This window comes from Levilactobacillus suantsaii (genome assembly GCF_004115745.1).
GTDB classification, from domain to species: domain Bacteria; phylum Bacillota; class Bacilli; order Lactobacillales; family Lactobacillaceae; genus Levilactobacillus; species Levilactobacillus suantsaii.
Genome location: NZ_QXIL01000028.1, coordinates 1 through 24,089 on the forward strand (window position 1 = coordinate 1; position 24,089 = coordinate 24,089).

A 24,089-nucleotide genomic window follows, 5' to 3' on the forward strand; every position below is an offset into this window, starting at 1 on the left:
CGTTGCTGGAAAGCTTGAACCTGTTCATTGACGGCTTTAGTCATGTTGGAAACCGTGGCTTTGGAGTAGTGAGCACCGTACATTTTCTCAATGAGTTCGGCAATTTCAGCAGTGGTAATTCCCTTGGTATACAACTGAATGACCGTTGTTTCTAAATTATCACTGTGCCGACCGTAGGCTGGCAAGGTATGATTTTCAAACCGGCCATTGCGATCTCGAGGAATGGTTAAGTTAAGTTGGCCGTACTTCGTATCAAACGAGCGCTCATAACTGCCGTTGCGGTTATTACCAGTGTTAATCCCAGCGTATGAGTAGCGTTCGTAACCCAAAAACTCTGCCAATTCGGTTTGAAGCAGCTGGTTAATCGCAATTTCAAGGTGGTGACGAAAAACTTCGTCCAAATCTTGCTTTTGGGCTAGTGTAGCGATAATTTCTGTGGTAAGTTCATTCATGGGGAATGCCTCCTGTGATGTTTTCTGTGGTTACTAAATATCATAAGGGAAGGCATTCCCTATTTCTATACAATTCAGAAATCTTTTATGCATTTACACAAGATATTTTACGCTCTCCCAGATTGATATGACCGGTGTTAGGGTTGACCAACTGGCTCAAGAGTTCGTCACCCGCGTCTAAATTGTTTAAAGCGACCGTCACGTACTTAAGATAAGTTTCACCTAAATTGGTCAATCGGATGTTTCGACCATCGGGTTCAAAGAGAGGAACGTGCAATTCTTCTTCGAGTTTTTTGATGGCGTAACTCAAAGAGGGTTGGCTAATCCCGAGATTTTCGGCAGCTTGGGACATGTGTTGTGTCCGGGCTAATTCTTTGAAGAAAACTAAATGCCGTAAGTTCATGCTTGCTCAACTCCAATCAATTCATAAATAATTTCTATCGATATATCAATTTATTATTATTTATTATGATAAATCACCATGCTAGAATTGCAAGTGAATTGAGTAACATATATTGCTGTGATTGGCAAAAATACTTATAGGAGTGAATAAATATGACTGAACGGATTGACGGACATACTTTATTAATTGGACTTATGGCATATCCAATTCGGCATTCCATGTCTCCAACTATGCACAACAACGCGTTTGCTAAGTTGGGCTTGAATTATGCCTACCTTGCTTTTGAAATCACAAACGAAACGCTGCCTTCAGCGGTACAAGCGATTCGGACCTTAGACATGCGAGGCTCCAACATTTCCATGCCGAACAAGCAAAAGATCATCCCATTGCTGGATAAGTTAGACCCAGCTACGGAAATGATCGGTGCGGTTAACACGGTGGTTAACGATCACGGGACGTTAACGGGTTACACGACCGACGGAATTGGCTTCATGAAGTCCTTAGACGATGAAGGCTTAGACATTCGCGGCCACAAGATGACCTTAGCTGGTGCCGGTGGTGCCGGAACGGCCATCGCGGTCCAAGCAGCGTTAGATGGTGTCAAGGAAATCTCTATCTTTAACCGGCGCGATGAATTCTGGGACAACGCTAAGCGCAACGTCGACATCATCAACGAGAAGACGGATTGCAAAGCTACGTTACATGACTTAGCCGACCAAGACGACTACAAGGCTGAAATCCAAAGCTCTTACATCTACGCCGATGCCACTGGTGTTGGGATGAACCCATTACAAGACCAAACCTTGGTTACGGATCCAGCTTGGTTCAACAACCCTGACCAAATCGTCTTTGACACGGTTTACGCCCCACGGACGACTGAATTAATGAAGGTTGCTGAAAAGGCCGGCGTTAAGCACGTCTTCAACGGTTTAGGCATGATGCTCGAACAAGGGGCTGCCGCCTTCAAGCTGTGGACTGGTAAGGAAATGCCTGTTGACTACATTCGTCAAATCTTGTTTGACGATGACGACGACAAGGCAAAGGCCTAAGTCTAAAGCGAGGTTAGCGATTAAATGAAAAATAAATATATGCCCACGGCGCTTAGCCTGTACATCAATTACTTTATTCATGGGATTGGTGTCATCATCCTGGCGCAGAACATGGCCGCTTTGGCCAATCAATGGGGGACTAACGACGGCGGGGTCGCTGTCGTCATTTCCTCACTGGGAATTGGTCGGTTGATTGTACTCTTAGTTTCCGGATGGCTTTCCGATAAATTTGGGCGGAAACCGTTTGTGATTTTAGGGGTTATCACCTACCTCATCTTCTTTGCGGGGATTCTCTTGAGTAAATCGATTACGGTGGCGTACATCTTCGGGATTTTAGCCGGAATTGCCAACTCGTTCTTGGATTCAGGGACTTACCCAGCATTGATGGAAATGTTCCCGAAGTCAAAGGGAACGGCCAACGTCATCATCAAGGCCTTCATCTCAGCCGGTCAATTTGCCTTGCCACTGTTCGTGAGCTTCTTGGTGGCCAACCAAGTTTGGTACGGCTGGTCCTTCGTCATTTGTATCGTCGTCATGGCCTTGAACTTGCTCTTCATCTCGATGGGAGGCAAGTTCCCCAAGGCCAACGCCGATGCTGAAGTTGAAACAGCTGAAGCCAACTCGGATGCCGCTGACGACGAAGAAGTCGAGTCACCTGGTAACTTGTGGTTAGACGGGACGTTATTTATCTTATACGGATACATTTCCCAGGCGACCTTCTACTTGGTCAGCCAGTGGTTGAGCCAATATGGCCAACAAGTTGCCGGCATGAGTGATGTCAGTTCCCGGGCACTGATCAGTTACTACAGTGTCGGGTCCATCGTGTGTGTCTTAGTCACGGCGGTCTTAGCCGACAAGGCAGTCAAGGAAATTCAATTCTTAGGTGTTTACACCTGCCTATCATTCCTTTCCTTACTATTGATGTACTTGTTCCCGACGGCTGTGATGTGCTCCATCATGTCCTTCGTGGTTGGGTTCTCCGCTGCCGGTGGGGTCATGCAATTAGGCCTGACCGTCATGTCTTCCTTCTTCCCTAAGGGAAAAGGGACCATTACCGGGGCCTTCTACACGGCCGGTTCCATTGCCTCATTCACGATTCCGTTGATTACTGGGGCCATGTCCAAGAACCTGGCTAACGTGATTTTATTTGATGTCTTTATTGCTTTGATTGGCTTTATCTTGGCGGTCTGCATCACCGTGCGGTACCACCACCTCTTCAAGCCAACCACGAAAGGAGCTCGTGATCTTGAAAGCGACCAGCGTTAAGTTACGCAACATTGAACTGGGTAGCGGACGGCCGAAGTTAGCTGTTCCCGTGACCGGGAAAACGGAAGCCGATATTTTAAGCCAAATCGAAGACGTGAAGGCGGCTAAAGCCGACGTCGTTGAATGGCGGATCGACTACTTTGACGGGGTCCAAGATGCCGATAAGTTAACGGCAACGGGCCAAAAGATTCGGGCCGCATTAGGCGAGATGGCGCTTTTGACCACCTTCCGGACGGCCAGCGAAGGCGGCGAGTTGCCGTTGAGCGATGACGACTACTTTAAGTTATGCCAGACCGTCGTTGACGGTGGCTACACCGACGCCTTAGACGTTGAACGGTACCACGACGAAGCGGCTGTCCGCCAAGCCGTCAAGGCCGCTCACGCCAAGAACGTGGTAGTCATCATGAGTAACCACGACTTCGACAAGACGCCCGCAACGACCGACATCATCCGCCGGCTCAGCGACATGGTTGCCGTTGGGGCTGACGTGGCTAAGGTGGCCGTGATGCCTCACTCTGTCGAAGACGTCTTGACGTTGTTGACGGCGACGAACCAAGCTCGGCAAACGCTGAGCCAGCCGCTGATCACTATGTCCATGGGTGATTTGGGTAAAGTTTCCCGGATTGCCGGTGAAGTCTTTGGCTCTAGCCTAAGCTTCGCCACGGTCGGTGCCGCTTCGGCGCCGGGCCAAATCTCGTTAGACCACCTCAAGGGTGAAATCGACGACTTGAAATTAAGCTAAACCTTTAAAGGAGGATTGATGATGGCGACACAAGCGCATAAGAAGTATGTTTCCCAATTTGCGATGATGGGCACCGTCATCTCCCTCACATTGTTTGACCATAAACCCGCTCTGGTTGAGCGGGTTTATGATTACCTGCAAACGATGACCGAGATCTTCTCGGCGAACGATGACGACTCGACGTTAGGGCAGATTAACCGTAACGCTGGGGTCGCGCCGGTCGCCGTGGACGCCACGACCTTTGCCTTCATTCAGCGAGCCTTAGCGGCGACTAAAAAGTACCACGACAGTTTCAACGTCCTGATTGGGCCGTTGGTCAAGTTGTGGAAGATTGGCTTTGGTGGCCAAACGGTGCCCGCCAAAAGCGCGATTGCCACCAGCCTCAGCCGGATGAACCCGGACGACGTGGTGCTCGACGAGACGGCGCACACCGTGTTCTTGACCCAACGGGGGATGCAGTTAGATCTAGGCGCGATTGCCAAGGGCTACTTCGCCGACCAGGTCAAGGCGCGCCTGCAAGCCGCGGGCGTCACCAGCGGTATCGTCGATTTGGGCGGCAACGTGCAGACTTGGGGGATGAATCCCTTGGCCGCCGACGACCAGTGGCGGATTGGGATTCAAAACCCGAACGACACCCGGGGCAACGCGTTACTCAACGTGGTCACGCCGGCGCAAAGCTTTGTGACCTCGGGCATTCGCGAGCGGTATTTCAAACGTGACGGGCGCACCTATCACCACATCCTCGACCCGCAAACGGGCTATCCGGTGCGCAACGACCTGTTACAGGTCACGGTGATTACCGAGAATTCAGAATTAGCAGAAGTCTTATCAACCGTTTCATTTTTCAAGGGCCCCCAAGCTGGGCAAACCTTAATTGAACGCCTCCCCGATGTCGAGGCAGTTTTCGTTCGACGTAACGGGGCGGTTGAATTGACCAGTGGCTTAGTGCCACAAACGAAGGGAGTCTATCAAATTGTCAGAAGAAAATAAGCAAATTACCGGCCAAGCGATGGGCCACAACGGTATCATTAGCTACGAAGTCGACGTAGATGACAACAAAGTCAAGGACTTAAAGATTTTACAGCACTCCGAGACCTCTGGTATCTTTAACCAAGTCATCGGCAAGTTAAAGCAACGGATCATCGACGGCCAATCTTTTGACGTCGACGCCATCAGCGGGGCGACCGTCATGACGCAAGCCCTCTTGGACTCCGCCAAGGATGCCGTGGCTAAGGCCGACGTGAAATTGACGCCAGTGCCACAGAAGAACACGGGCCACCAGATTGAAAACCTGAAGACCGACGTTTTAGTCATCGGGGGTGGCGAAGCCGGCTTGGTTGCGGGTTGCCGCGCCTTGACGTTAGGCCAAAAGGTCATCTTAGTGGAAAAGAACGGTTACTTAGGTGGGGCCACGATTTTAAACGGCTCCAACGTGACCGGCACGGGTTCCCAAGTAGCAGCCAGAATCTTTGGCCAAACGGCCGATTCACCGGATGTCTTGGCTAAGGATGTGGCGCGTGAAAGCAAAAATTCTAATGACCCAGCCTTGACCGACTTGATGGTCCACAACATTGGTCCGGCCATCGACTTTGTCAGTGACTTTGCCAGCTTGGACTACCAAAAGGCCCAAACGCAGACCGTGGAACACTCCGTTGAACGGCAGATTGAATTGCCAACGGCCAGCAGCTACGAATTCATCCAAAAGGTCTCCAAGGCCTTCACCGACCATGGTGGTGAGATTCGCTTAGGGGCTCGCGTTGAAAAGCTGATCAAGAACCAAAAGGGTCAGGTCAACGGTGTGGTTGCCGAATCCGACAACGCCACGTTGAACATCAAGGCCCGTTCGGTGGTCTTGGCTGCTGGTGGTCACGGCGCCAACACTAAGATGCGCGGGGACGAGAGTAAGGGCTTGGACTACTACGGTCCGATGACCTCGACCGGTGATGCTTACAGCTTCAATGGCGATTTGAACCTGCAGACCCGCAACTTGGGCTGGTACAAGGTCTACCCACACGGCGTCGAAGTTGAACCCGGCATTGCTAAGTTGACGACTTACGCGTCCAAGCAAGCTACCGATATGGGTGCCCTGTACGTGAACACCCAAGGGAAGCGAATCGTGGACGAATCCAGTGCCTACACCAACTTCCGTGATGCCATCTTGGCGCAACCAGATAAGGTCGCTTACATGTTGATGGACGAACGGACTTGGAAGAAGGTCTATGACCTGTTGATCCTCCACGACTTTACGGCCAAGGAAATCAAGCAGTTCTTCGACCAGACTGACAAGTTACCAATCTTCACCAAGGGCTCATTAGCTGACGTGGCTAAGGCCGCTGGTATCGATGGTGACCAATTGGCGAAGACGGTCGCAACTTACCAAGAAAATGCCAAGGCTGGCAAGGATCCTGAATTTGGGCGCGATGCGCAATACTTGCACCCGTACGAAGGCTCAACCTTCTACTTGGTTGAACAACGCGGCCGGTTCGCCACGACCCTTGGGGGTTACGTGACTGACCGGAAGACGTTGGAACTTTTGGATAAGAACGACCAACCCGTGGCTAACTACTTCGGGGCCGGTGAAATCATCGGTGGTGCCAACGGGCATGATTCGATGCCAAGTATGATGAACACTTGGGGCATCTCCTCCGGTTACGTGGCCGGAAGCATGGCCAGTCAAAACGCTGACAACCGTAAGGCCGCTGGCGATGACGACACCAGCGTAGTGGCTTTAGTCGGCACCAACGCTTCCAAGTCTTATAACCGGAAGTTGCTGCACAGCATGCAGGGCCTCTTCGGTAAGGAAGTTGACTTCGAAATTTGCGAAATCAAGGACCTCCCGATGTTCAACGAAGACCTGGCAGACAACGAGCCTGACTCCGTGAAGGCCTTAGCCGCTAAGGTGGCTGCTGCTGATGGGGTGGTCATCGGGGTTCCCGAATACGACCACTCGATTCCAGCTGCGTTGAAGAGTGCGCTCGAATGGTTGTCCAGTGTGGAACATCCATTCAAGGACAAGGCCGTCATGATCGTCGGCACGTCGCTGGGGATTCAAGGGACCGTCCGGGCTCAAATGAACTTACGGCAGATTCTGGATTCACCAGGTGTCGATGCCAAGGTCATGCCCGGCAGCGAATTCATGCTGCCACAAGCTAGCAACAAGTTCGACGATAATAACCGGTTGACTGATGCTAACAGCGAAAACTTCTTAAAGTCCTGCTTCACGAAATTCTTGGACTTCATCAAGCAAGCCGCTAAAGAAGCCGCAGCTTAAGACTTTACGTTTAACTAAAAACCTAAAAGGGAACCGGCGCCAATTCGGTGCGGTTCCCTTTTAAGGTCTGAAAGGATGACGATTTTTGGCAACACGACAACGCTGGCTGACGACGATCAGCCTCTACGTCAATTACATGGTCTATGGGATGGCCATTGTGATTCTGGCTCAGAACATGGCCAGTCTCGGTCACCAGTGGCAAGTGGGGACCGCGGAAGTCTCCTACGTGATTTCTTCTTTGGGGATTGGCCACTTGCTGGTCCTGTACGTGGCGGGGATTCTCTCCGACCGCTGGGGCCGTAAATTATTTGTGAATCTGGGAATTCTTGCTTACTTGCCGTTTTTTATCGGCATCGTTTTCTGTCACTCGACCATCATGGCTTACGCGCTAGGGGTCCTCGCGGGAATGGCCAATTCGTTCCTCGATGCCGGGACCTACCCGACGTTGATGGAACTCTTCCCCGAACACGAGGCTTCGGCCAATATCATGATCAAGGCCTTCTCCTCCGTGGGCGAACTCAGTCTACCGCTGATTGTGGCGGCGCTCGATGCTAACGGGCGTTGGTACGGTTGGTCCTTCATGTTGGGAGCGGTCATCTTGATTGCCAACCTGATTTTTATGCAGTGGCGCCAGTTTCCCAAACGTAACCAGGTTCCCAAACCCGTGGCGACCACACCAACTGAGTCTGCACGCCCCGTGCGCTTTCGGACGTTGCAAGCCACATTACTGACGAGCTTTGGCTATGTGGGCATGGCGACCTTCTACCTGATTAGCCAGTGGCTGACCGAATACGGCACGGAAGTGGTCCATCTGACGCTCTTACGCGCCCGGCTACTGGTCAGTGTCTACAGTACCGGCTCGATTCTGGGTGTCCTCTTGACGGCGCTGGTGGTCAATCGCTGGCTGAAACCGGCCTGGTTCATGGTCGTCGACACCGTGATTTCCTTGTTAGCCTTACTGGCAATGGCGGCCGTGCCGACCTTCTGGGTCCTCTTTAGCGGCTCGTTAATCATCGGTATCTCGGCCACCGGCGGCGTCTTACAGATTGGTCTCACGCTGATGAGTGACCTCTATCCCGCCCACAAGGGTCGCGTGTTGGGCATCTACTACACGGCCAGTGGCTTAGCGTCCTTTACGATTCCCCTGGTCACCGGGGGCTTAGCCAAGACCAGTATCCACCAGATCATGTGGTTCGACGTGGGGATTGCCGTGGTCGGCGTGCTTTGTGCACTTGCCGTGTTGGCCTTGCGCCGGCAACCACAACCCGCTTTAGCCGTCGAGAGTGATTAATCGCTTGATAAATATTTTGCTTGTTTTTGGCCCCGTGACTGAGTTATCCTGAAGATAACTTCAAAATAGTGTGCTGAAGCAATTTATAGCAGCAGAGTTTTAAGTCAATGCAACGGGCAAAAGATCAGCTAGCCTACGTGGCGGGGCAGGACCTGTCGGCGACGATTGTCCATGGGTAAGGACGCTTTGGCCAAATTACCCGTCATCGACGATTTAAAGGAGTGACGCAAATTTATGGCAGACACGAATCCATATTGTCATCAGGGCATGGCGTGCCACACTGGTTGTGGCTGTGCCGATGCCGACGGAATCTGTCGGTGCGGGATGCTCACCGATACCAAGTGTTATTGTAACGGGGAGTGTGCGGCGCAACCGACGACCCCACAATCCAAAAAGTAACGCAAAACGCTCGTCCGATCAGTGCTGGTCAGGCGAGCGTTTTTGCGTTATCTAAGCGGGGCTTATTTGGCGATGTAAGTCAGCTTGAAGTCGTAAGGAACCCCCGCAGGGTTGTATACGACGTTCCTGACGGTCTTGCGCAGGAGTTGCGGTTGAGCTTGCTGGTACAGCGGGATCGTGCCTTGGTCCTTCATTAAGACCTTCTCAGCGGCGACTAAGTTAGCCCAACGCTTGACCGGTTGGTTCCCGTATTGGTTCTCGGATTGATCGAGCAAGGCATCGTACTGCTTGTTCTTCCAACCACCGGTGTTGTAACTGGAGTTACTTTCGAAGACGTCTAAGAAGTTGATCGGGTCGGCAAAGACGGATTGCCAGCCGCTAAAGGTCAACTCATAATTGCCGTTGTTTTGCTGGGTCATCAGCTGGACGTACGGGACGGTCTTGATGGTGACTTTGACGTTCGGCAATTTCTGTAACGCGCTTTGAACGAATTCGGCGACTTGCTTGCTGGAGTCGGTGTCAGAAACGGAGAGGGTCAAATCGAGGCTCTTGGTGCCAGTGGCTTTGTAGCCCTTTTTTAAGAGTTGCTTGGCTTGCGTCAGATTGTAAGAGACGGCCGATTTGACGCTGGCTTCCTCGTTGAAGGCTTCTTTGGTCTTAGGGTTATTGCCCATACCGGCTGGGACGAAGCCCTTCGAAGCCACGGATCCGTCTTGGAGAACATTTTTGACTAACTGTTGGCGGTTGATGGCTAACGAGAAGGCCCGGCTCACGTTCAAGTTCTTGAAGGCCTTGACCTTGTTTTCGTTGAGGTCGAGTCGTTGTGACCCAGTCGGAAGGCGTTTGATGAAGTTCTCGTTATTCTGGTTGTTCTTGACCTGTTGGCCATTCAAAATGGTCTCATCGGTCTTCTTCGAGTTGAAGAGGTTGTAGCTAGTAGTAGTGCTTTCGGTGACCTGTTCGTTGATCTTGGTCAGATGAACGGCCTTTTTATCCCAGTAGGTCGGGTTCTTGGCCAGGGTCCAGGACTTGCCGGTCCCGTTCCAATTGGTCAGCTTGAACGGTCCGTTGTAGACGGTCTTGGCGGCCGTGGTCCCGTAAGCCTTGCCGTACTTGTCGACGGCCTTTTGGTTGATGGGGTAGAAGAGCGGCCAGGCGAGCAACTTCTTGAAGTAGGAGACTGGCTTGGTCAGATTGATGGTCAGATTGATGGTCAGATTGTAATCACCATCGGCTTTGATGCCCAGGCTGCTGGCCGGCTTCTTGCCCTTGTTGATGGCTTCGGCGTTCTTGACTTGGAACAGGTAGAACGCGTCTTGTGAAGCGGTCTTTGGGGTTAACGTCCGGCGCCAGGAATAGACGAAGTCCTTGGCGGTCACCGGTTGCCCGTTGGACCACTTGGCATTTTTGCGCAGTTTGAAGGTGTAAGTCTTGCCGCCATTGGTGACCTTAGTGCTGGTTGCCAGTGCGTTCTTGGGGGTACCGGCTTTGTTCAAGCGGTACAGGCCTTCCTGCGTGTTTTGCAAGACCGTGTAGCTCAAGGTATCCGTGGCCTTTGACAGATCATTAGACGCCAGTTCCGAGCTCACAGTCCAGTTCAATTCCTGGTTCGCCGCGTACTTGCTGTTTCCCGTGCTCCCACTGCTGCTCTTGGCGCCACATCCGGCCAGGGTCAGTAGTGCCAAGGCGGAAAGTCCTAAATAAAGTCCCTTATGTTGCATCTCGCCATCTCCTCAAATAAAAAATCGTCCTCATGTTTTCACATAAGGACGATTACCCGTGGTACCACCTAAGTTCGTGTTGACCTCACAGTCAACACCTCCGTAACTTCTGTTGCCAAAAGTCGGTGACGGTAACGGGTCACAGGTCGGAGCGGTGGCTGGCACCAACCGCTCAGCATGTTAGGCTCATCTTCGTCGTTAAGTTGTAAGCCACCTTCTCAGCTCCCGGTGGTCTCTTGTGCTTAGCGGAAACGACTACTCTTCCTAACCTGGCGTTTTGATATCCGATTTCTAATGTGACTCTAACAATAATCAGATTTAGCTGGTTTGTCAACCTAAATATTCTCACCGAGTCGATTAAAAATGTCACTTCTAGCGGGCATATATAGAAAGAAAAAGAGATTAAAAAATATTAATGTGGACTTATACTTTTCACAGTAAAAAGGGTCATCAGCAGAACCAAAAGGGGGCTGAGCTACTTACCCTAGCCCCCCGTAAAGTGGGTGATTGACTTAGTGGACTAATTTATCCCAGATGACCACCTGGTGAGCGGCCAACGACTTGGGCACGTCGATGATTCGTTGGTTGGAACTGCCCCGAAATTGCAAGGTCAGCTCCTTTTCGGTCTCTAAGAACCGGCCGTCGACTAAGATATCGATCAACGACAATAATTTCAGTTTATCGGCGGAATCTTTCAACAGTTCGTCCCAGTAGTACCCGGACCAAGACCAGATGTCTTTGGTGTGGCCGAACTCCTGGCGCACACGTTCGCAGATGCGAATGGCGACCTGGGTGTTCAAGAAAGGTTCGCCGCCCAAGAGGGTCAAGCCTTGGACATAATCTTGACTGAGGTCCGTGATAATCTGGTCTTCGAGGTCTTGTGAGTAGGGTTGACCGTAGTGGAAATTCTGGGCGGCCACGTTGTAGCAGCCAGGGCAGTGAAACGGGCAGCCGCTAAGGTACAGGCTACACCGGACCCCTTCGCCATCGACGAAGTTAAAGGCCTTATAGTCCGCGACGTACTGCTCACTGAGGTCTCGCGCCAACCATTCGTTGGGCATCGGATTGTTTGGCTTTTTCATAGCGTGCGGCATGTTTGATCATCTCCTGCGACATATTTTTCTTCCGGGACGCGATTTCGACGTGGCGGCCGTGGACCATCGGGCGTTGTTGGGGGTTGCCCAAGTAGCCGCAGGTCCGCTTGACCACGTCACAGGTCTGCGGATCGTGGTTACCGCACTGCGGGCACACGAAGCCGCGGGCGGTTGCCTTGAACTCGCCCTTGAACCCGCACTTGAAGCACTGGTCGATCGCCGTGTTGGTCCCCAAATAACCCACGTGGTCGTAGGCCCAGTCCCAAACGGCTTCCAGTGCCTTGGGGTTCTGGCGCAAGTTCGGGTATTCGCAGTAGTGGATGAAGCCCCCCGACGCGTATTGGGGGTAATCTTCTTCCAGCGCCAATTTGTCGAAAGGCGTTGGGTGTTTGCGGACGTCGTAGTGGAAACTGTTGGTGTAGTATTCCTTGTCGGTCACGTCGGGGATGCGGCCGAACTTTGCGATGTCGTCGCGGCAGAAGGTGTCGGTCAGTGATTCGGCCGGCGTCGAATACAGGCTGTAGTGGTAGCCACTTTCTTGCGCCCAAGCATCACACTTGTCACGCATAGTCTTGACAACCTTTTCGCCAAAGGCCCGGGCCTGCGGGTTGGTTTCCCAGTTGGGGCCAAAGAAGGTGGTGCAGACCTCGTAAATACCGATATAGCCGAGTGAAACGGTGGCCCGTTGGTTTTTGAAGAGTTGGTCGACGTCATCGTCGGCGTTGAGTCGTTTGCCAAAGGCACCGTACGTGTAAAGTAACGGGGCGTTTTGCGGTTTGGCCTGCTTAGTTCGTTCGATGCGGTAGGCCAGCGCCTGGTGGCAGGTGGCCAACCGTTCTTCGAAGATTTCCCAGAAGAGGTCGGAATCACCGTGGGCCGCTAACGCGATGCGTGGCAGATTGATGGTGACCACGCCCAAGTTCATCCGTCCGGAGTTGACCTCGTGGCCGTTAGCGTCGTGCCAACCCTGCAGAAACGAGCGACAACCCATCGGTGTCTTGAAGCTCCCCGTCAGGGCTTTGATTTTGTCGTACATCAACAGGTCTGGGTACATCCGCTTGGTCGAACATTCTAGCGCCAGTTCCTTGATGTCGTAGTTGGGGTCGGTAGGGGCCAGGTTCAGCCCGCGTTTCAACGTAAAAATCAGCTTGGGGAAAATGGCGGTCCGGTGTTCGCGGCCCAAACCGGCGATGCGAATCCTTAGGATAGCGGTTTGAATTTCGCGTTCAATCCAGCTGGTGCCCAGACCGAAGTTGACCGTGGTGAACGGCGTCTGGCCCTGCGATGAATACAGGGTGTTGATTTCGTATTCGAGCGCCTGCATGGCGTCGTAGATGTCTTTTTTGGTCTTGGCCTTGGCGTATGCCTTTTGGCGGTCCGGCGCGACCCACTCGTCGGCGTCCTTAAGGTGTTTGTGGTAGTTCTTTTCGGCGTAGGGGGCCAGCAATTGGTCGACCCGGTTAGCCGAACAGCCGCCGTACTGTAACGACGCCACGTTGGCGATGATCTGCGACATCTGCGCCGTGGCGGTCTGAATCGAGTTGGGCGTTTCGACCTCGGCGTTGCCAATCTTGTAGCCGTTGGCAAACATGCCATCGAAATCGATCAGACAACAGTTAGTTTCCGGGGTGACCGGGGAGTAGTCCAAGTCGTGCCAGTGGATATCGCCGCGTAAATGAGCCTTGGCTACCAGGTCGGGGAGCATTTGGAGGCCCAAGGCGCGGTTAGCTGCACCAGCTTCCAAATCACGTTGGGTGTTGAAGACGTTGCTGTCCTTGTTCGCATTTTCGTGAATCACGTTGGCATCGCGATTGAAGAGTTTTTCAATCCGTGCCTGGACGTTGGTCGCCGCGGCAAAGCGCTGTTGCGCCGCCGTGAAATGGTCGCGGTATTGTTGCGCCGCTTGGGGCAAGTTGAACTGGTCGAACAACGCCATCAACGTGGCTCGTAAGTCGCGGGTGTCCAGATTGGTGGCCGAGCGGTAATGGTCGACTAACGCCTGTTTCAAGGCGTGGCGTTGGTCGACATCGGGTACCAATTTAGTCAGCACAAAATTTAATTTATAGGGATGAAATTTGGTCCGGGCGCCTCCCCGTTTAGTGACCGGTAAGGCACGAAGTTGGTCCAAAACATCCGTTGTCGTCATCTGCATACAATCCCCACTTTTCTGTCCAAAATGGTCACGTCCCCACAAATTGTCGTGGGTTCATGAGCACCTAATACTAGATATGGTAGTCCATTTTACAGAACTTGCCCATCGATTTTGCCACAGGGGTCACAGAATGGTTAGGCAAAGTTCAGACTGATGACCGGGTGAAACTATACAAAAAAGCACCGGGTCAGCGGAAGCGACCACGGTGCGGTGATAGTAAATTTTTGAAGAAATCTTCCATTCCCCAAACCACCTGCGCCTCGGATGATTAGCAGGCAGTAAGGCCCTAAAAGTTAGTCGACGTTTTCCACGTAGGGCACGGGCTTACTGTAGTAGTAGCCCTGGGTCATGGCGGCGTTATACTTTTGGGCCAGCAACTCGTCTTGCTTGCTCTCGACGCCCTCAACGATGAGATCCAGGTGGTAGATATCGGCAATCTTGCGCCAAGTTTTGAGGCTGGCGAGCAAGTCGGCTTGCCGGTTCTGGGCCCGGAAGTTCTGTAGGGCGAACTTGATGCTGTCCATGAAGGGCATGATTTCCTGCGTTCGGGTGCCCCAAGGATTGTCGGTCCCCACGTCGTCGAGACTGAGGTGGATGCCGAAAGCCCGGTAGATGGCCACGAACCGTTGCAGCTCCGTCAGTTGGGGTGCCTCGGTCAGTTCGATGGTCAGATCAAGCCCCGGCACGGCCTTGGTCAGGCCAATCAGGTTACCGATGGTCAGGTCGTTAGTGAATTGTTGCCGGTTTAAGTTGAGCGAAATAGCGGGGTGGTCTTGATGGTCCCGCAAAATCCGCACGATTTCTTGGTAGGACAGGGTCATCTGTTGATCGATGGGGATGGCCGTAAAGTCGGTCGGCGTTACCCAGTAATCTTGCTGGTGCGCGCGCAAAAGAAGTTCGTACCCCATGAGCCGTTGGGTCATGGTATTAACTTGTGGTTGAACAAAAAAGCGATACATCGCAATCAGATCTCCTTTACGGAAGCAAAAATAAGATAGCGCCAATTATACGCCAGCTGGCACATATCGGCTAAATATTTTAACGACCAATTTAATTAAATTGTCACTAATTAACCTGTGTGAACGCTCTTATCGGCGCTTAGAGGTTTAGTTCGTAGGCTAACCGGGCATTGTCTTCGTGGTTAGCGGCCGGTTCGTCAACGTAGATTTTCCCGCGGTGCTGGTAGCCGAAGCTTTCGGCCAGTCCCTGCATCCGCTGATTCAATGCGTGGGTGTCGAGGCGAAAGTTGCGAATTCCTTGTTGGTAGAAGTGACTGATCAGGTTGGACAAAAACAGGCGGCTCAAGTGCTGGCCGGCAAAGTCGGCCCCAATAGCAATGCGGTGAATCGTCATGTAGGGGTCGACCGGGTTGGCCCAGTGGCCCTGGGTAATCTCGTGGTAGTTGGGGTCGTCGGCAACGATGGCTGTCGCGGTGGCCGCCACTTGGCCGTCGACCAGTAACAACCAGCAAGTCTGTGCGGCAATGTCGCGTTTTAACGTGGCCTGGTCCGGATACCCGTCCTGCCATTGCGGGCTGCCGTCCGCTTTTAGCATGGCCTTGGCGTGGTCGATGATGGCCATGATGGCCGGGAGCTCGCTGGGGGTCGCCCGGCGACTATAGGTTAAACTCATAGAGTAAATCCCTCCTAATCAATTGGTTACTTTTAGCCTACCACGTCTGGCGGGATTCGCGGCGTAATTTTAGGGAGCGCTACGACAATTGGTGTTGGGCCGCGGCTAACATCGCCGTCGTTTGGTCGTTGAGCAACGGCGGGAGGTCGGTCAAATCGAAATAGTCGAGTTTAAGCGTCTCAGCGGTGGCCTGCTGAAGCGTGTGGCCGCCAGTTTGGGTGACCAGAAACAAGCGGGAGATGATTTGAGTCACGTCGCCATTGGGATAAACGGTTTGGCCTCGATCGAAGAGGCCGAGGGGGCGGACGATGCTGACACGTAGCCCGCTATCTTCCTGGTATTCCCGAACACAGGCCTGCGCGAAGGTCTCGCCGTATTCTAAGTAACCGCCCGGCAGGCTCCAATTATGCGTGTCGGTCCGCAGATTCAAGAGGACTTGGTGCCGGTCGTTTAGTAAGATACCCGCCGCGGCGTTTAAAATAATGGGCTTATGGCCGACCAAGTCCCGAATTTCGCGAATATAATTTGCCATCGTGACTCACAACCTTTCTTAAAGTTACTTTCAGTTTACCCGCGGGGCCCGAGAAATACAAAGAACCTGTGCAAGGCCGCTTAGGGGGGGCGGTCGCAGAAGCATGACCCACTTTTACAGAGTTGAGACTAGGCAAGCCGTTCAATCTCCGGTACACTCAGACTAAGCATAAAGGAGTGGAATAAAATGACGACACGAGTCACAACGGATCACCCACAAGTTTATTTGGCGGGCCCCTGGTTTAGCGCCGGGGAACCGGAACGCTTAGCCAACTTAGAACATCTGATGGATGAGCTGGGTATCAGCTACTATTCGCCCCGCTTAGACGGTATCGACTTAACGCCCGACGCCACGGACGCCGACCGCAACGCGGTGTTTGCCGACAATACCCAACACTTAGAATCCGCCCAACTGGTTTTAGCGGTGGTCGACGATTTCGATACCGGCACTATCTGGGAAACGGGAATGGCCTTTGGGCGCCTGATCCCGGTGGCGTACTACGCCGAGACCTTGCAGACTGAACAGACCTTTAACGTCATGTTGGCCAAGTCCGGCAAGGCCGTCTTGCAGAATTTAGACCAAGCCAAGGCGTTCTTGCAAGATCCCACGTCCGATGAATTCGCCTATCACGGCGCGATTCGGTAAGGGTAATAAATTAGGCACTAAAAAGAGTCGCGGGCTGAGTTCCGGGGCTTTTTTAGCGTGGCTTTTGCGGGGGCCCCAATGCGGTCGGCACAATGACTAAACCATGGGGAAACAAAATTATTAACTTAGAGGTCAAGAAAGGTTAAACTAGTCTGAATTGGCCCGCAACGGGTGTGGGGGTCACCGGTTATTTCAGTTTTGTCGGTGACTAGGGTTACCCACCTGTCAGTGGGCGTTACGAGAAGTCGTGGTTTCTCCGACTGGGGGTCCCTCGGTTCTGCGACTTAGTGGTTGGTTTGGAAATTAACCATTAAACGGTGTTTGGGGGCGCAAGGTTTGCGGCGCAACTAATTATCGATTAAATTGAGGGAAAGTTGGAAAAGGTAAGTGGGTGGTCAAAAAGTGGGATTACCCAGCTTAGCTGTTCTGAGTATGCTTAATCCATGAAAGCGGTTACACATAGATTTTTATAATCATGGGGATTTGATATTATTTGGGGGAGGTTGTATCGCATGAAAAATTGGCATTTATGGAAACAACGGGTGTCCTATGGGGCCACCGACATGGCCGGGAACCTGATTTGGCAAATCGTGGGACTGTATCTACTGTTCTACTACACCACGGTGTTGGGAATCTCACCAGCCTTCGTGGGGACCTTGTTCTTAGTCGTGCGGGTCATCGATGCGTTTGACGGGATGTTCTTCGGTTTCTTGATCGACCACACGCACTCGAAGTACGGGAAATCACGGCCCTACTTCTTATGGTTCGGGATTCCATTAGGGATTTTGACCATGCTGCTGTTCTTCAACCCCTCGTTTGGGGGCAGTAAGGTCTTCCAGTTGGCCTGGATTTCCATCGTTTACACGCTGTTCAGCCTGGTTTACTCCGGGGCCAACACGCCGATTACCGCCATCTTACCGGCCTTGACTAATGATCCGGACGAACAGACCAACTTAGCCAGTGCGCGGATGGTCATGACCAACATCGGGACCGCCGTTATCGGGGCGATTTCACTGCCGATGGTCGCTAAATTAGGCGGTGGCAACTCGAAGTTGGGCTGGACCGTTTGGGCCGTCATCATTGGTTTAGTCATCATGGGTCTGTTCACGTTGGCCTTTTGGAATTTGAAAGAAAATGACAGTCTGGCGGAAGAAGCGGAGGGTGCCGATGCACCCGAAATCAAAGGTCACCTGTCCGTGAAGGATTCCTTGAAGGGCGCCTTGCACAATAAGCCGTGGGTCGTTTTGAGTATCAGTTTCATTCTGTTACAGACTTTCTGGGTCATTCGGATGCAAACGGCGGTCTACTACCTGACCTACGTTTACCGCCGGGCCGATTTGGTCGGGGCGTTCAACGGGTTGATCATCGTCGCCGTTATCGGGAACTTGTCCGTGCCATTCTTGAGTAAATTCTTGAAGCACCGGAACGTGATGATCGTCTCGATGATCACCTTCGCCATTGGGGAAGCCATCATGCCGTTTGGCGTGGTACTGTTGTTCACCGGGACCGTGATTGCTACGGTCGCCATGGGGGCCGCTTTCTCGATTGCCTTCGTCATGATTGCGGACACGGTGGAATATTCCCGGTCCGAACTGCACATTGATGAACCCGGCATCCTGTCTTCCGTCCCGATCGTAGGTGCGAAGTTAGGGATGGGCTTAGGCGGTGCCTTAGCCGGCTGGATCCTGTCCTGGGGTGGCTTCGAAGCGGCCGCTAAGATTCAAGGCGCCAAGGCCGTTATGGCCATCAGTACCAGCTTCATCTGGTTATCGGTTGCCTTAGCCATTGCCATCGTGCTTATCTTACAGTTCTACAAGTTGGACGAAAAAGAAGTCACGTCGGCGGTGCGGGCTGAAGCCGCAAAACAAACAGCTGCTAAGGACGCGAAGAAAGTCGAAACGGATTAACCATGCAAGTCACCACGCAAACACTGGGCACGGGGCCTACGCAAGTGACCGTGACCCTGTATTTACCGGATGCCATCGCAGATTTCCAGCACCCGCAGATGCGGCCACTAGCAATCATCTTACCGGGTGGGGGCTTTGACTTCCACTCACAACGCGAAAGTGAACCGATGGCGCTGGCGTATGCCGCGCAAGGCTTTGCCGCCGTAACCGTGGCCTACCGCTTAACGGCGGCGGGTCCCGTGTTGCCGGTCGCGTTGTGGCAGATTGCCACGGTGGTGGCCTACTACCACGACCACGCCGCCGAGTTACACCTGGCTAGCGACCACATCATTTTGGCCGGTTTCTCAGCGGGTGGGTATTTGGCGGCATTGTACGCCGATTTGTGGGCCGACCCGGCGCTAGCGACGCCACAAATCTTACCGGTAGCTAAGCGCCAGGTGAGTGCGTTAGCGTTGGCCTATCCAGTGATCGGGTTACGGTTGGGCTGGCCAAAATTAGCTGCGAAAAGCCGCGCCATTCACGGTGATTTTACGCGGCATGAGGCCGACCAATTGGTCACATCACAGAACCCACCGACCTTCATTTGGGCGACGCAGACCGACGAAACGGTCCCTGTCCAAAACACCTTGGCCTACCTCACGGCCTTGACGCAACACAAAATTGCGACGCGGGCGCAGATTTATGAAAGCGGCCCCCACGGGTTGGCGTTAGCGCGCAGCCAGACCGCTTTTCCCGTAAGTTTTCGGCCCACGGACCCGACATGGGGGGAACGTTATTGTCGGGCCGACGTGGCGCAGTGGTTGACGGACGAACTAGCTTGGTTGGCGCGTCTCTGGCGACTGGACGCCTTTTGGCGCGAACAATAAGGGGAGGAATTTACCATGTTGAATGATACGACGACGGAACGGTCATTAGGCTATCAAGATGAATTGAACCGATTACGTAAATTGAAGGTGGCTAACGAGAATAACGGCGTCACCAGTTGGATCAAGGAGCGGCCCGCTGCGGTGCTGCACACCTATGAGCCCTTAGTGTGGGAGACCGTGGCCGGCATTCCGGAGAACCCGCAATTGGACAGTGACCTCTTCAGTCTACGGCAGGGGACCGAGACCGCGGGGCAACGGGATCTGACCACCCACGAGATGAAAGTGGAGATGCGCCAAATCGTGGCGATGAACCGGCGAGTCCGGGTCATCCGCGTTGCCCGCCTTGACCATTTGGATTCAGCGCAAGCAATTCTGTACTTTCATGGCGGCGCGTATTATGGTGGAACCCCAGAGGACGTGTTGGTCGCCATGCGGTACCTAGCAGAACAATCCAACTGTGTGGTCTATAACGTCGACTATGCCTTGGCACCTGAACAGCCGTATCCAGCCGGAATTCTCGATGGGTTAGCCGTCGTGGCGGCTTTGAAGCCCGACTACGATAAGATCTCGTTGAGTGGGGACTCAGCGGGGGCATCGATTGCCTTAGCCGTTAGTCAGCTCTGCCGGTCAATGGGCATCTGCACCATCGAAAGCCACTTGTTGTTCTACCCGACACTGATGCAAGGCTCGGACTACAACGGTGAGTTGTGGAACGACCAGAGTATCGATATCGTGGACGAACAGCGGCCAGCGTTGCACCGGTTCTACCAGCTCTTTGAACAGTTGGATAAAATCATGACTGACTATTACGTTGACCAGCAACCGCTGGATTTGACGGCACCGTTGTTGTCACCATTATTAGCGGATCCGCGGTCGTTCAAACGCACCACGGTCTTGATTGGGGAATTCGACCCCTTCCGCTTACAATCGGAAGCCTTCATCAAGCAGGTGGGGCTAGCCAATGGGGATGCCAATTATATCCGTTACGGCGGCATCAGCCACGCCTTTCTGAACTTCACCGGAAACGTTCCGGCGGTTCAAGACGCCATTCAAATGGCGGCTAAATTAGTTTAATAGTGACGGGACACCGCCCAGTATGCCAGACCTTGACAGGCCACTGGGCGGTGCCTGCCGTTTATCGTGTCCTGGGGATTAATGGTTGACTAGCTGAAACAACTGGGGAGCGCTAGACAACCGGGATACGGAATCTTATTTTTTAGGGGGAGTTATGTTGACCTTACGTGCTTATCATCTCACATTAAATGACGTTGCAAACGACAATCCAGAATATCTGGAAACCGTCTTTTCGTTGGCCAACGGACACTTCGGCGTCCGGGCGAACGACCCGATTAGCAGTAACCCCATCACCGGGACCCTCATCAACGGGTTCTACGAAGTGGCCCCCATTATTTATGGGGAAGCGGCAGTTGGCTACGCGAAACAGCGGCAAACGATCTTGAACTTACCTGACCTGCGGCATTTGAACGTGATGACCGTGTCCGGTCATCCGTTCACCACTAGTCACCGAACTAGTGCGGATCTCGATCTACGGACCGGGGTCTTGACGGAACAGTACCAGGCCTCTTCGCAACAGGGCGAGACTATCGGTATCGCGGTCGAATCCGTCATGGGTCAAAATTTGAACAATTACTGGGGCGTGACCTATACCTTTACGGCAGGCAATTACGCGGGACCGTTGGTCGTGAGCAAGTCCATCGCCGTGCCGGCCGCAGCCGAGGCGATTGCTTCAGCCGACCCACGCAAGACCCGAATGGCGGGGATGCCCATCTGCAAGACCGATTTCCCGTCACCGAACGTCCAACGCTACCACATTCAGACCAAGCAGTCGAAATTGTCCGTGACCATGTATCTGGCCATGACTGCCCCGGCACAGGGGACGTTACTCCGGTACCGCATGGATCTCAGTGATGACAGTGCCCACACGCTATCCTACCAGGTCTATGTAGGTAACGTGGACGACCACAACACCATCGATCCACTGGTGCCAACGTTGGATAATTCGATGCAGACGTTAAAACTCGACAGTCAGCACTTCTGGCAACAGATTTGGGCGCAAAGTGAAATCATGGTCGATGGCCACAAAGAATTGGATCTGGCCATCCACTACAATCTCTTTCAGCTCAACCAGGGGGCCGGGCGTGACGGGCGAACTGCCATTCCGGCCAAGGGCTTGAGTGGGTCCGGTTACGAAGGCCACTACTTCTGGGATACCGAAATGTACATGTTGCCGTACTTCACTTATACCAACCCGGCGATGGCTCGACAACTCTTGTTGTACCGGTACCAGACGTTGCCGCAAGCCAAGCAACGGGCGCGCGACATGGGCGTGGAACACGGTGCGCTGTACGCTTGGCGGACCATCAACGGCCAGGAAGCTTCGCCATTCTTCCCGGCCGGGACGGCGCAGTACCATATCGACGCTGACATCGCTTACGCCGTGGGCAAGTACTACGAAACGACCAAGGACCTGGACTTCATCGAGCAGTGCGGGTTTGCAATCGTGTTGGAAACGGCGAAGTTCTGGGCGGATTTTGGAACCTGGCGACAAATCGGGGACCAAGCGCGCTTCGAATTTTTGACCGTGACCGGACCCGATGAATACACGGCCTTGGTCAACAATAACTACTACACCAACCGGTTAGCGAAGCATAACTTCGAGTTGGTGGTTCAGTTGGCCCACCGCATCATGGACGATGATCCGAACCTGTTGGCCAGCTACGGCGTGACCACGGCTGATTTGGCCCACTTCACTCAATTGGCGGCTCACGTCTACTTGCCATATAGTGAGGATCAACAGATTAATGAACAAGACGACAGTTTCTTGAGCAAGCCGCGCTGGCCGAGCGACCGGTTGACGCCGGAACATTTCCCATTATTGCTACACTACCATCCGCTGACGATTTACCGCTACCAGGTGGCGAAACAGGCTGACACCTTACTGGCCGAGTACCTGTTCCCACGGGATATCTCCGCGGTCCAGTTGAAACGTGAACACAAGTACTATGAAGGGGTCACGACTCACGATTCGTCGTTATCCCGGTCGATCTTTAGCATCTTAGCGGCTCGGATGGGCGAATCCGAAAAGGCCTACCGTTACTTCATGGACACGGCCAGAATGGATTTGGTCAACCTACAAAAGAACACCGCGGACGGCCTACATTTGGCCAACCTCGGCGGTAGCTGGTTAGCCTTAGTTTCCGGATTTTCCGGCTTCTATTTGGCTGATGGCGTGGCGCATGTGGCCAACCACTTGCCCGCCGAACTCAACCAGTTGACTTACCGCTTGCGCGTGGGCGACAGTATCTTGGAAATCGTGTTGAACGCCCAAGAAACGCAGGTCACCTTGATCGAAGGTCCGACGATTCGCGTCGACGTGAACGGGAGCTTGCAGACCCTGACAGCCAAGGTGCACACCAAGGTTCAGGTCAAGGTTACGCCAACGGCAGACCGGGAGGCCAAGCCAGTTTCCGGCGATAAAATTTAAAGATTGAACCGACTGAGTGTAAACGAAAACCAGCTTTCTACGGGGAAAATGACCTGTAGGCGGCTGGTTTTTTGAAGTTTGCGTCCAAGACGTCAGGGATTTGGTCGCGTGAGCAAAGTGTGCGATACTACCCCTAAACGCTAAAGGAAGTGCTATGGCAATGTATCAACTGGTAGCGAGTGATTTAGACGAGACCCTCTTACGAGCGGACGGGTCCGTGTCGGCGGAAAACGTGGCCGCCATCAAGGCTGTAGTGGCGCGCGGTGTGAAGTTCGTTCCCAATACGGGGCGTAGTTTTACCTCGATTCAACCCTTATTGGAAAAATTTGGGCTAGCCGGTTTGGCCGACCAGTACGTGGTTTCTTATAACGGAGCGGCGGTGGTCGAAAACCAGGGGAATCGAGTCGTTTTGGCTAACGCGATGCCGTTTGCGGAGGCCAAGCGCGCCTTCGATGTTTTGGCGAGCGTCCCGGACACCGACGTGCACATCTACACGTTAGACGACCTCTACATCTACCGACCGCGTGCCGACGATGAGGCCTATCTAAAGACCCGTGGGGTGGCGTTTCACCCGCTGGCTGACCGAGCGGACTTCGCCCAATTCAAGGACATGCAGATCATGAAGGTCATTGCCATGCACCCGGATGCGCAGGTCCAACAGACGTTGCAGACCCACATCGAAGCGACGTTTGACCACCAAATCAACTGTTCGCTATCGTCGGGCATCTACGTGGAGGTCAACCACCTGGGCGTCGACAAGGGGCAGGCGACCTTGGCGTTATGCCGACGCTTGCAGATCCCGATTAAAAACGTCATCGGCTTGGGTGATAACGTCAATGATTTGGCGATGTTACACACCGTGGGCTTGCCCATCGCCGTGGCTAACGGCGTCCCAGCGGTCAAGGCCGTGGCCAAATACGTAACCACGCACGACTATGAATCGGGTGTGGCGGAAGCGTTACATCGGTTTATCCTTGACTGACCACTAAAAATTGAAACCACGAAAAAACTCGTTCCGGCGTTACCTGGCTGGAACGAGTTTTGAGAGTGTAAAATATTTTGTGTAAATGAGTATTGAAAAAGGGAAGACCTTCCCCGTATGATTATAAGCGTCTAAACCAAATCAACGGAGGTCTTCCCCTATGAATCAGTTTAACAAAGA

At 53.1% G+C, this 24,089-nt stretch carries 20 protein-coding genes and 1 pseudogene; 13 read left to right on the top strand and 8 right to left on the bottom strand.

The window, feature by feature from the left end:
* Together DXH47_RS10190 and DXH47_RS10195 are read right to left on the bottom strand one after the other, a co-directional pair.
* The coding region (locus DXH47_RS10190) for a transposase (protein ID WP_170955008.1) at nt 1-452 on the bottom strand (452 nt) is incomplete at its 3' end.
* 115 nt (nt 453-567) lie between these two features.
* Nucleotides 568-855 (bottom strand): annotated as a pseudogene (locus tag DXH47_RS10195) (LysR family transcriptional regulator); the annotation flags it as partial.
* A gap of 152 nt (nt 856-1,007) precedes the next feature.
* Between DXH47_RS10195 and DXH47_RS10200 the strand changes: the two are divergent.
* From DXH47_RS10200 to DXH47_RS11725, 7 genes are all read left to right on the top strand, one after another.
* Nucleotides 1,008-1,904: a shikimate dehydrogenase gene (locus DXH47_RS10200; RefSeq protein ID WP_129033217.1), complete on the top strand. Its 897-nt coding sequence runs from the start codon at nt 1,008-1,010 to the stop codon at nt 1,902-1,904.
* A gap of 24 nt (nt 1,905-1,928) precedes the next feature.
* Nucleotides 1,929-3,170 (top strand): MFS transporter, encoded by a 1,242-nt coding sequence (locus tag DXH47_RS10205; RefSeq protein ID WP_129033218.1) that lies wholly within the window; start codon nt 1,929-1,931, stop codon nt 3,168-3,170.
* Complete coding sequence (gene aroD / locus DXH47_RS10210; protein WP_129033219.1) at nt 3,151-3,912, top strand: type I 3-dehydroquinate dehydratase; 762 nt, start codon at nt 3,151-3,153, stop codon at nt 3,910-3,912. The genes DXH47_RS10205 and aroD overlap by 20 nt, the downstream gene beginning before the upstream one ends.
* A gap of 18 nt (nt 3,913-3,930) precedes the next feature.
* Complete coding sequence (locus DXH47_RS10215) at nt 3,931-4,902, top strand: FAD:protein FMN transferase (RefSeq protein WP_129033220.1); 972 nt, start codon at nt 3,931-3,933, stop codon at nt 4,900-4,902.
* Between the two features lie 19 nt (nt 4,903-4,921).
* Nucleotides 4,922-7,183, top strand: a complete 2,262-nt coding sequence (locus DXH47_RS10220; protein WP_129033233.1) for an FAD-dependent oxidoreductase — start codon at nt 4,922-4,924, stop codon at nt 7,181-7,183.
* Nucleotides 7,184-7,268: 85 nt separating this feature from the next.
* Complete coding sequence (locus tag DXH47_RS10225) at nt 7,269-8,474, top strand: MFS transporter (protein WP_225423567.1); 1,206 nt, start codon at nt 7,269-7,271, stop codon at nt 8,472-8,474.
* Between the two features lie 234 nt (nt 8,475-8,708).
* Nucleotides 8,709-8,873 (top strand): hypothetical protein, encoded by a 165-nt coding sequence (locus DXH47_RS11725; RefSeq protein WP_170955009.1) that lies wholly within the window; start codon nt 8,709-8,711, stop codon nt 8,871-8,873.
* Between the two features lie 62 nt (nt 8,874-8,935).
* Here the strand turns inward: DXH47_RS11725 and DXH47_RS10230 are convergent, their stop codons facing one another.
* The 6 genes from DXH47_RS10230 to DXH47_RS10255 all read right to left on the bottom strand — a co-directional run bounded on the left by DXH47_RS10230 (nt 8,936) and on the right by DXH47_RS10255 (nt 16,004).
* A complete protein-coding gene (locus DXH47_RS10230; RefSeq protein ID WP_129033221.1) occupies nt 8,936-10,594 on the bottom strand; it encodes a peptide ABC transporter substrate-binding protein in 1,659 nt (552 codons plus the stop codon).
* A 512-nt stretch (nt 10,595-11,106) separates the two neighbouring features.
* Entirely contained in the window at nt 11,107-11,688 is a 582-nt protein-coding gene (nrdG, locus tag DXH47_RS10235; RefSeq protein WP_129033222.1) for an anaerobic ribonucleoside-triphosphate reductase activating protein, read from the bottom strand.
* Nucleotides 11,621-13,840, bottom strand: a complete 2,220-nt coding sequence (nrdD, locus tag DXH47_RS10240; RefSeq protein ID WP_129033223.1) for an anaerobic ribonucleoside-triphosphate reductase — start codon at nt 13,838-13,840, stop codon at nt 11,621-11,623. Before nrdD ends, nrdG begins: the two co-directional genes overlap by 68 nt.
* A 293-nt stretch (nt 13,841-14,133) precedes the next feature.
* On the bottom strand, nt 14,134-14,799 hold the full coding sequence (locus DXH47_RS10245) for an EAL domain-containing protein (RefSeq protein WP_129033224.1): 666 nt from the start codon (nt 14,797-14,799) through the stop codon (nt 14,134-14,136).
* A 139-nt stretch (nt 14,800-14,938) separates the two neighbouring features.
* Nucleotides 14,939-15,472 (bottom strand): GNAT family N-acetyltransferase, encoded by a 534-nt coding sequence (locus tag DXH47_RS10250; protein ID WP_129033225.1) that lies wholly within the window; start codon nt 15,470-15,472, stop codon nt 14,939-14,941.
* A 79-nt stretch (nt 15,473-15,551) separates the two neighbouring features.
* The gene (locus tag DXH47_RS10255; RefSeq protein WP_129033226.1) at nt 15,552-16,004 is read right to left on the bottom strand and encodes an NUDIX hydrolase; all 453 of its coding nucleotides are present in this window, start codon (nt 16,002-16,004) and stop codon (nt 15,552-15,554) included.
* A gap of 186 nt (nt 16,005-16,190) precedes the next feature.
* Between DXH47_RS10255 and DXH47_RS10260 the strand changes: the two genes are divergently transcribed.
* The 6 genes from DXH47_RS10260 (at nt 16,191) to DXH47_RS10285 (ending at nt 23,909) form a co-directional block, all read left to right on the top strand.
* Nucleotides 16,191-16,649: a nucleoside 2-deoxyribosyltransferase gene (locus DXH47_RS10260; protein WP_129033227.1), complete on the top strand. Its 459-nt coding sequence runs from the start codon at nt 16,191-16,193 to the stop codon at nt 16,647-16,649.
* 512 nt (nt 16,650-17,161) lie between these two features.
* On the top strand, nt 17,162-18,556 hold the full coding sequence (locus DXH47_RS10265; RefSeq protein WP_129033228.1) for an MFS transporter: 1,395 nt from the start codon (nt 17,162-17,164) through the stop codon (nt 18,554-18,556).
* A gap of 2 nt (nt 18,557-18,558) precedes the next feature.
* Entirely contained in the window at nt 18,559-19,422 is an 864-nt protein-coding gene (locus DXH47_RS10270; protein ID WP_129033229.1) for an alpha/beta hydrolase, read from the top strand.
* Nucleotides 19,423-19,437: 15 nt separating this feature from the next.
* Nucleotides 19,438-20,496 (top strand): alpha/beta hydrolase fold domain-containing protein, encoded by a 1,059-nt coding sequence (locus tag DXH47_RS10275; RefSeq protein WP_129033230.1) that lies wholly within the window; start codon nt 19,438-19,440, stop codon nt 20,494-20,496.
* 154 nt (nt 20,497-20,650) lie between these two features.
* The gene (locus DXH47_RS10280) at nt 20,651-22,927 is read left to right on the top strand and encodes a glycoside hydrolase family 65 protein (protein ID WP_225423568.1); all 2,277 of its coding nucleotides are present in this window, start codon (nt 20,651-20,653) and stop codon (nt 22,925-22,927) included.
* A gap of 160 nt (nt 22,928-23,087) precedes the next feature.
* Nucleotides 23,088-23,909 (top strand): Cof-type HAD-IIB family hydrolase, encoded by an 822-nt coding sequence (locus tag DXH47_RS10285; protein ID WP_129033232.1) that lies wholly within the window; start codon nt 23,088-23,090, stop codon nt 23,907-23,909.
* Nucleotides 23,910-24,089: the final 180 nt, after the last annotated feature.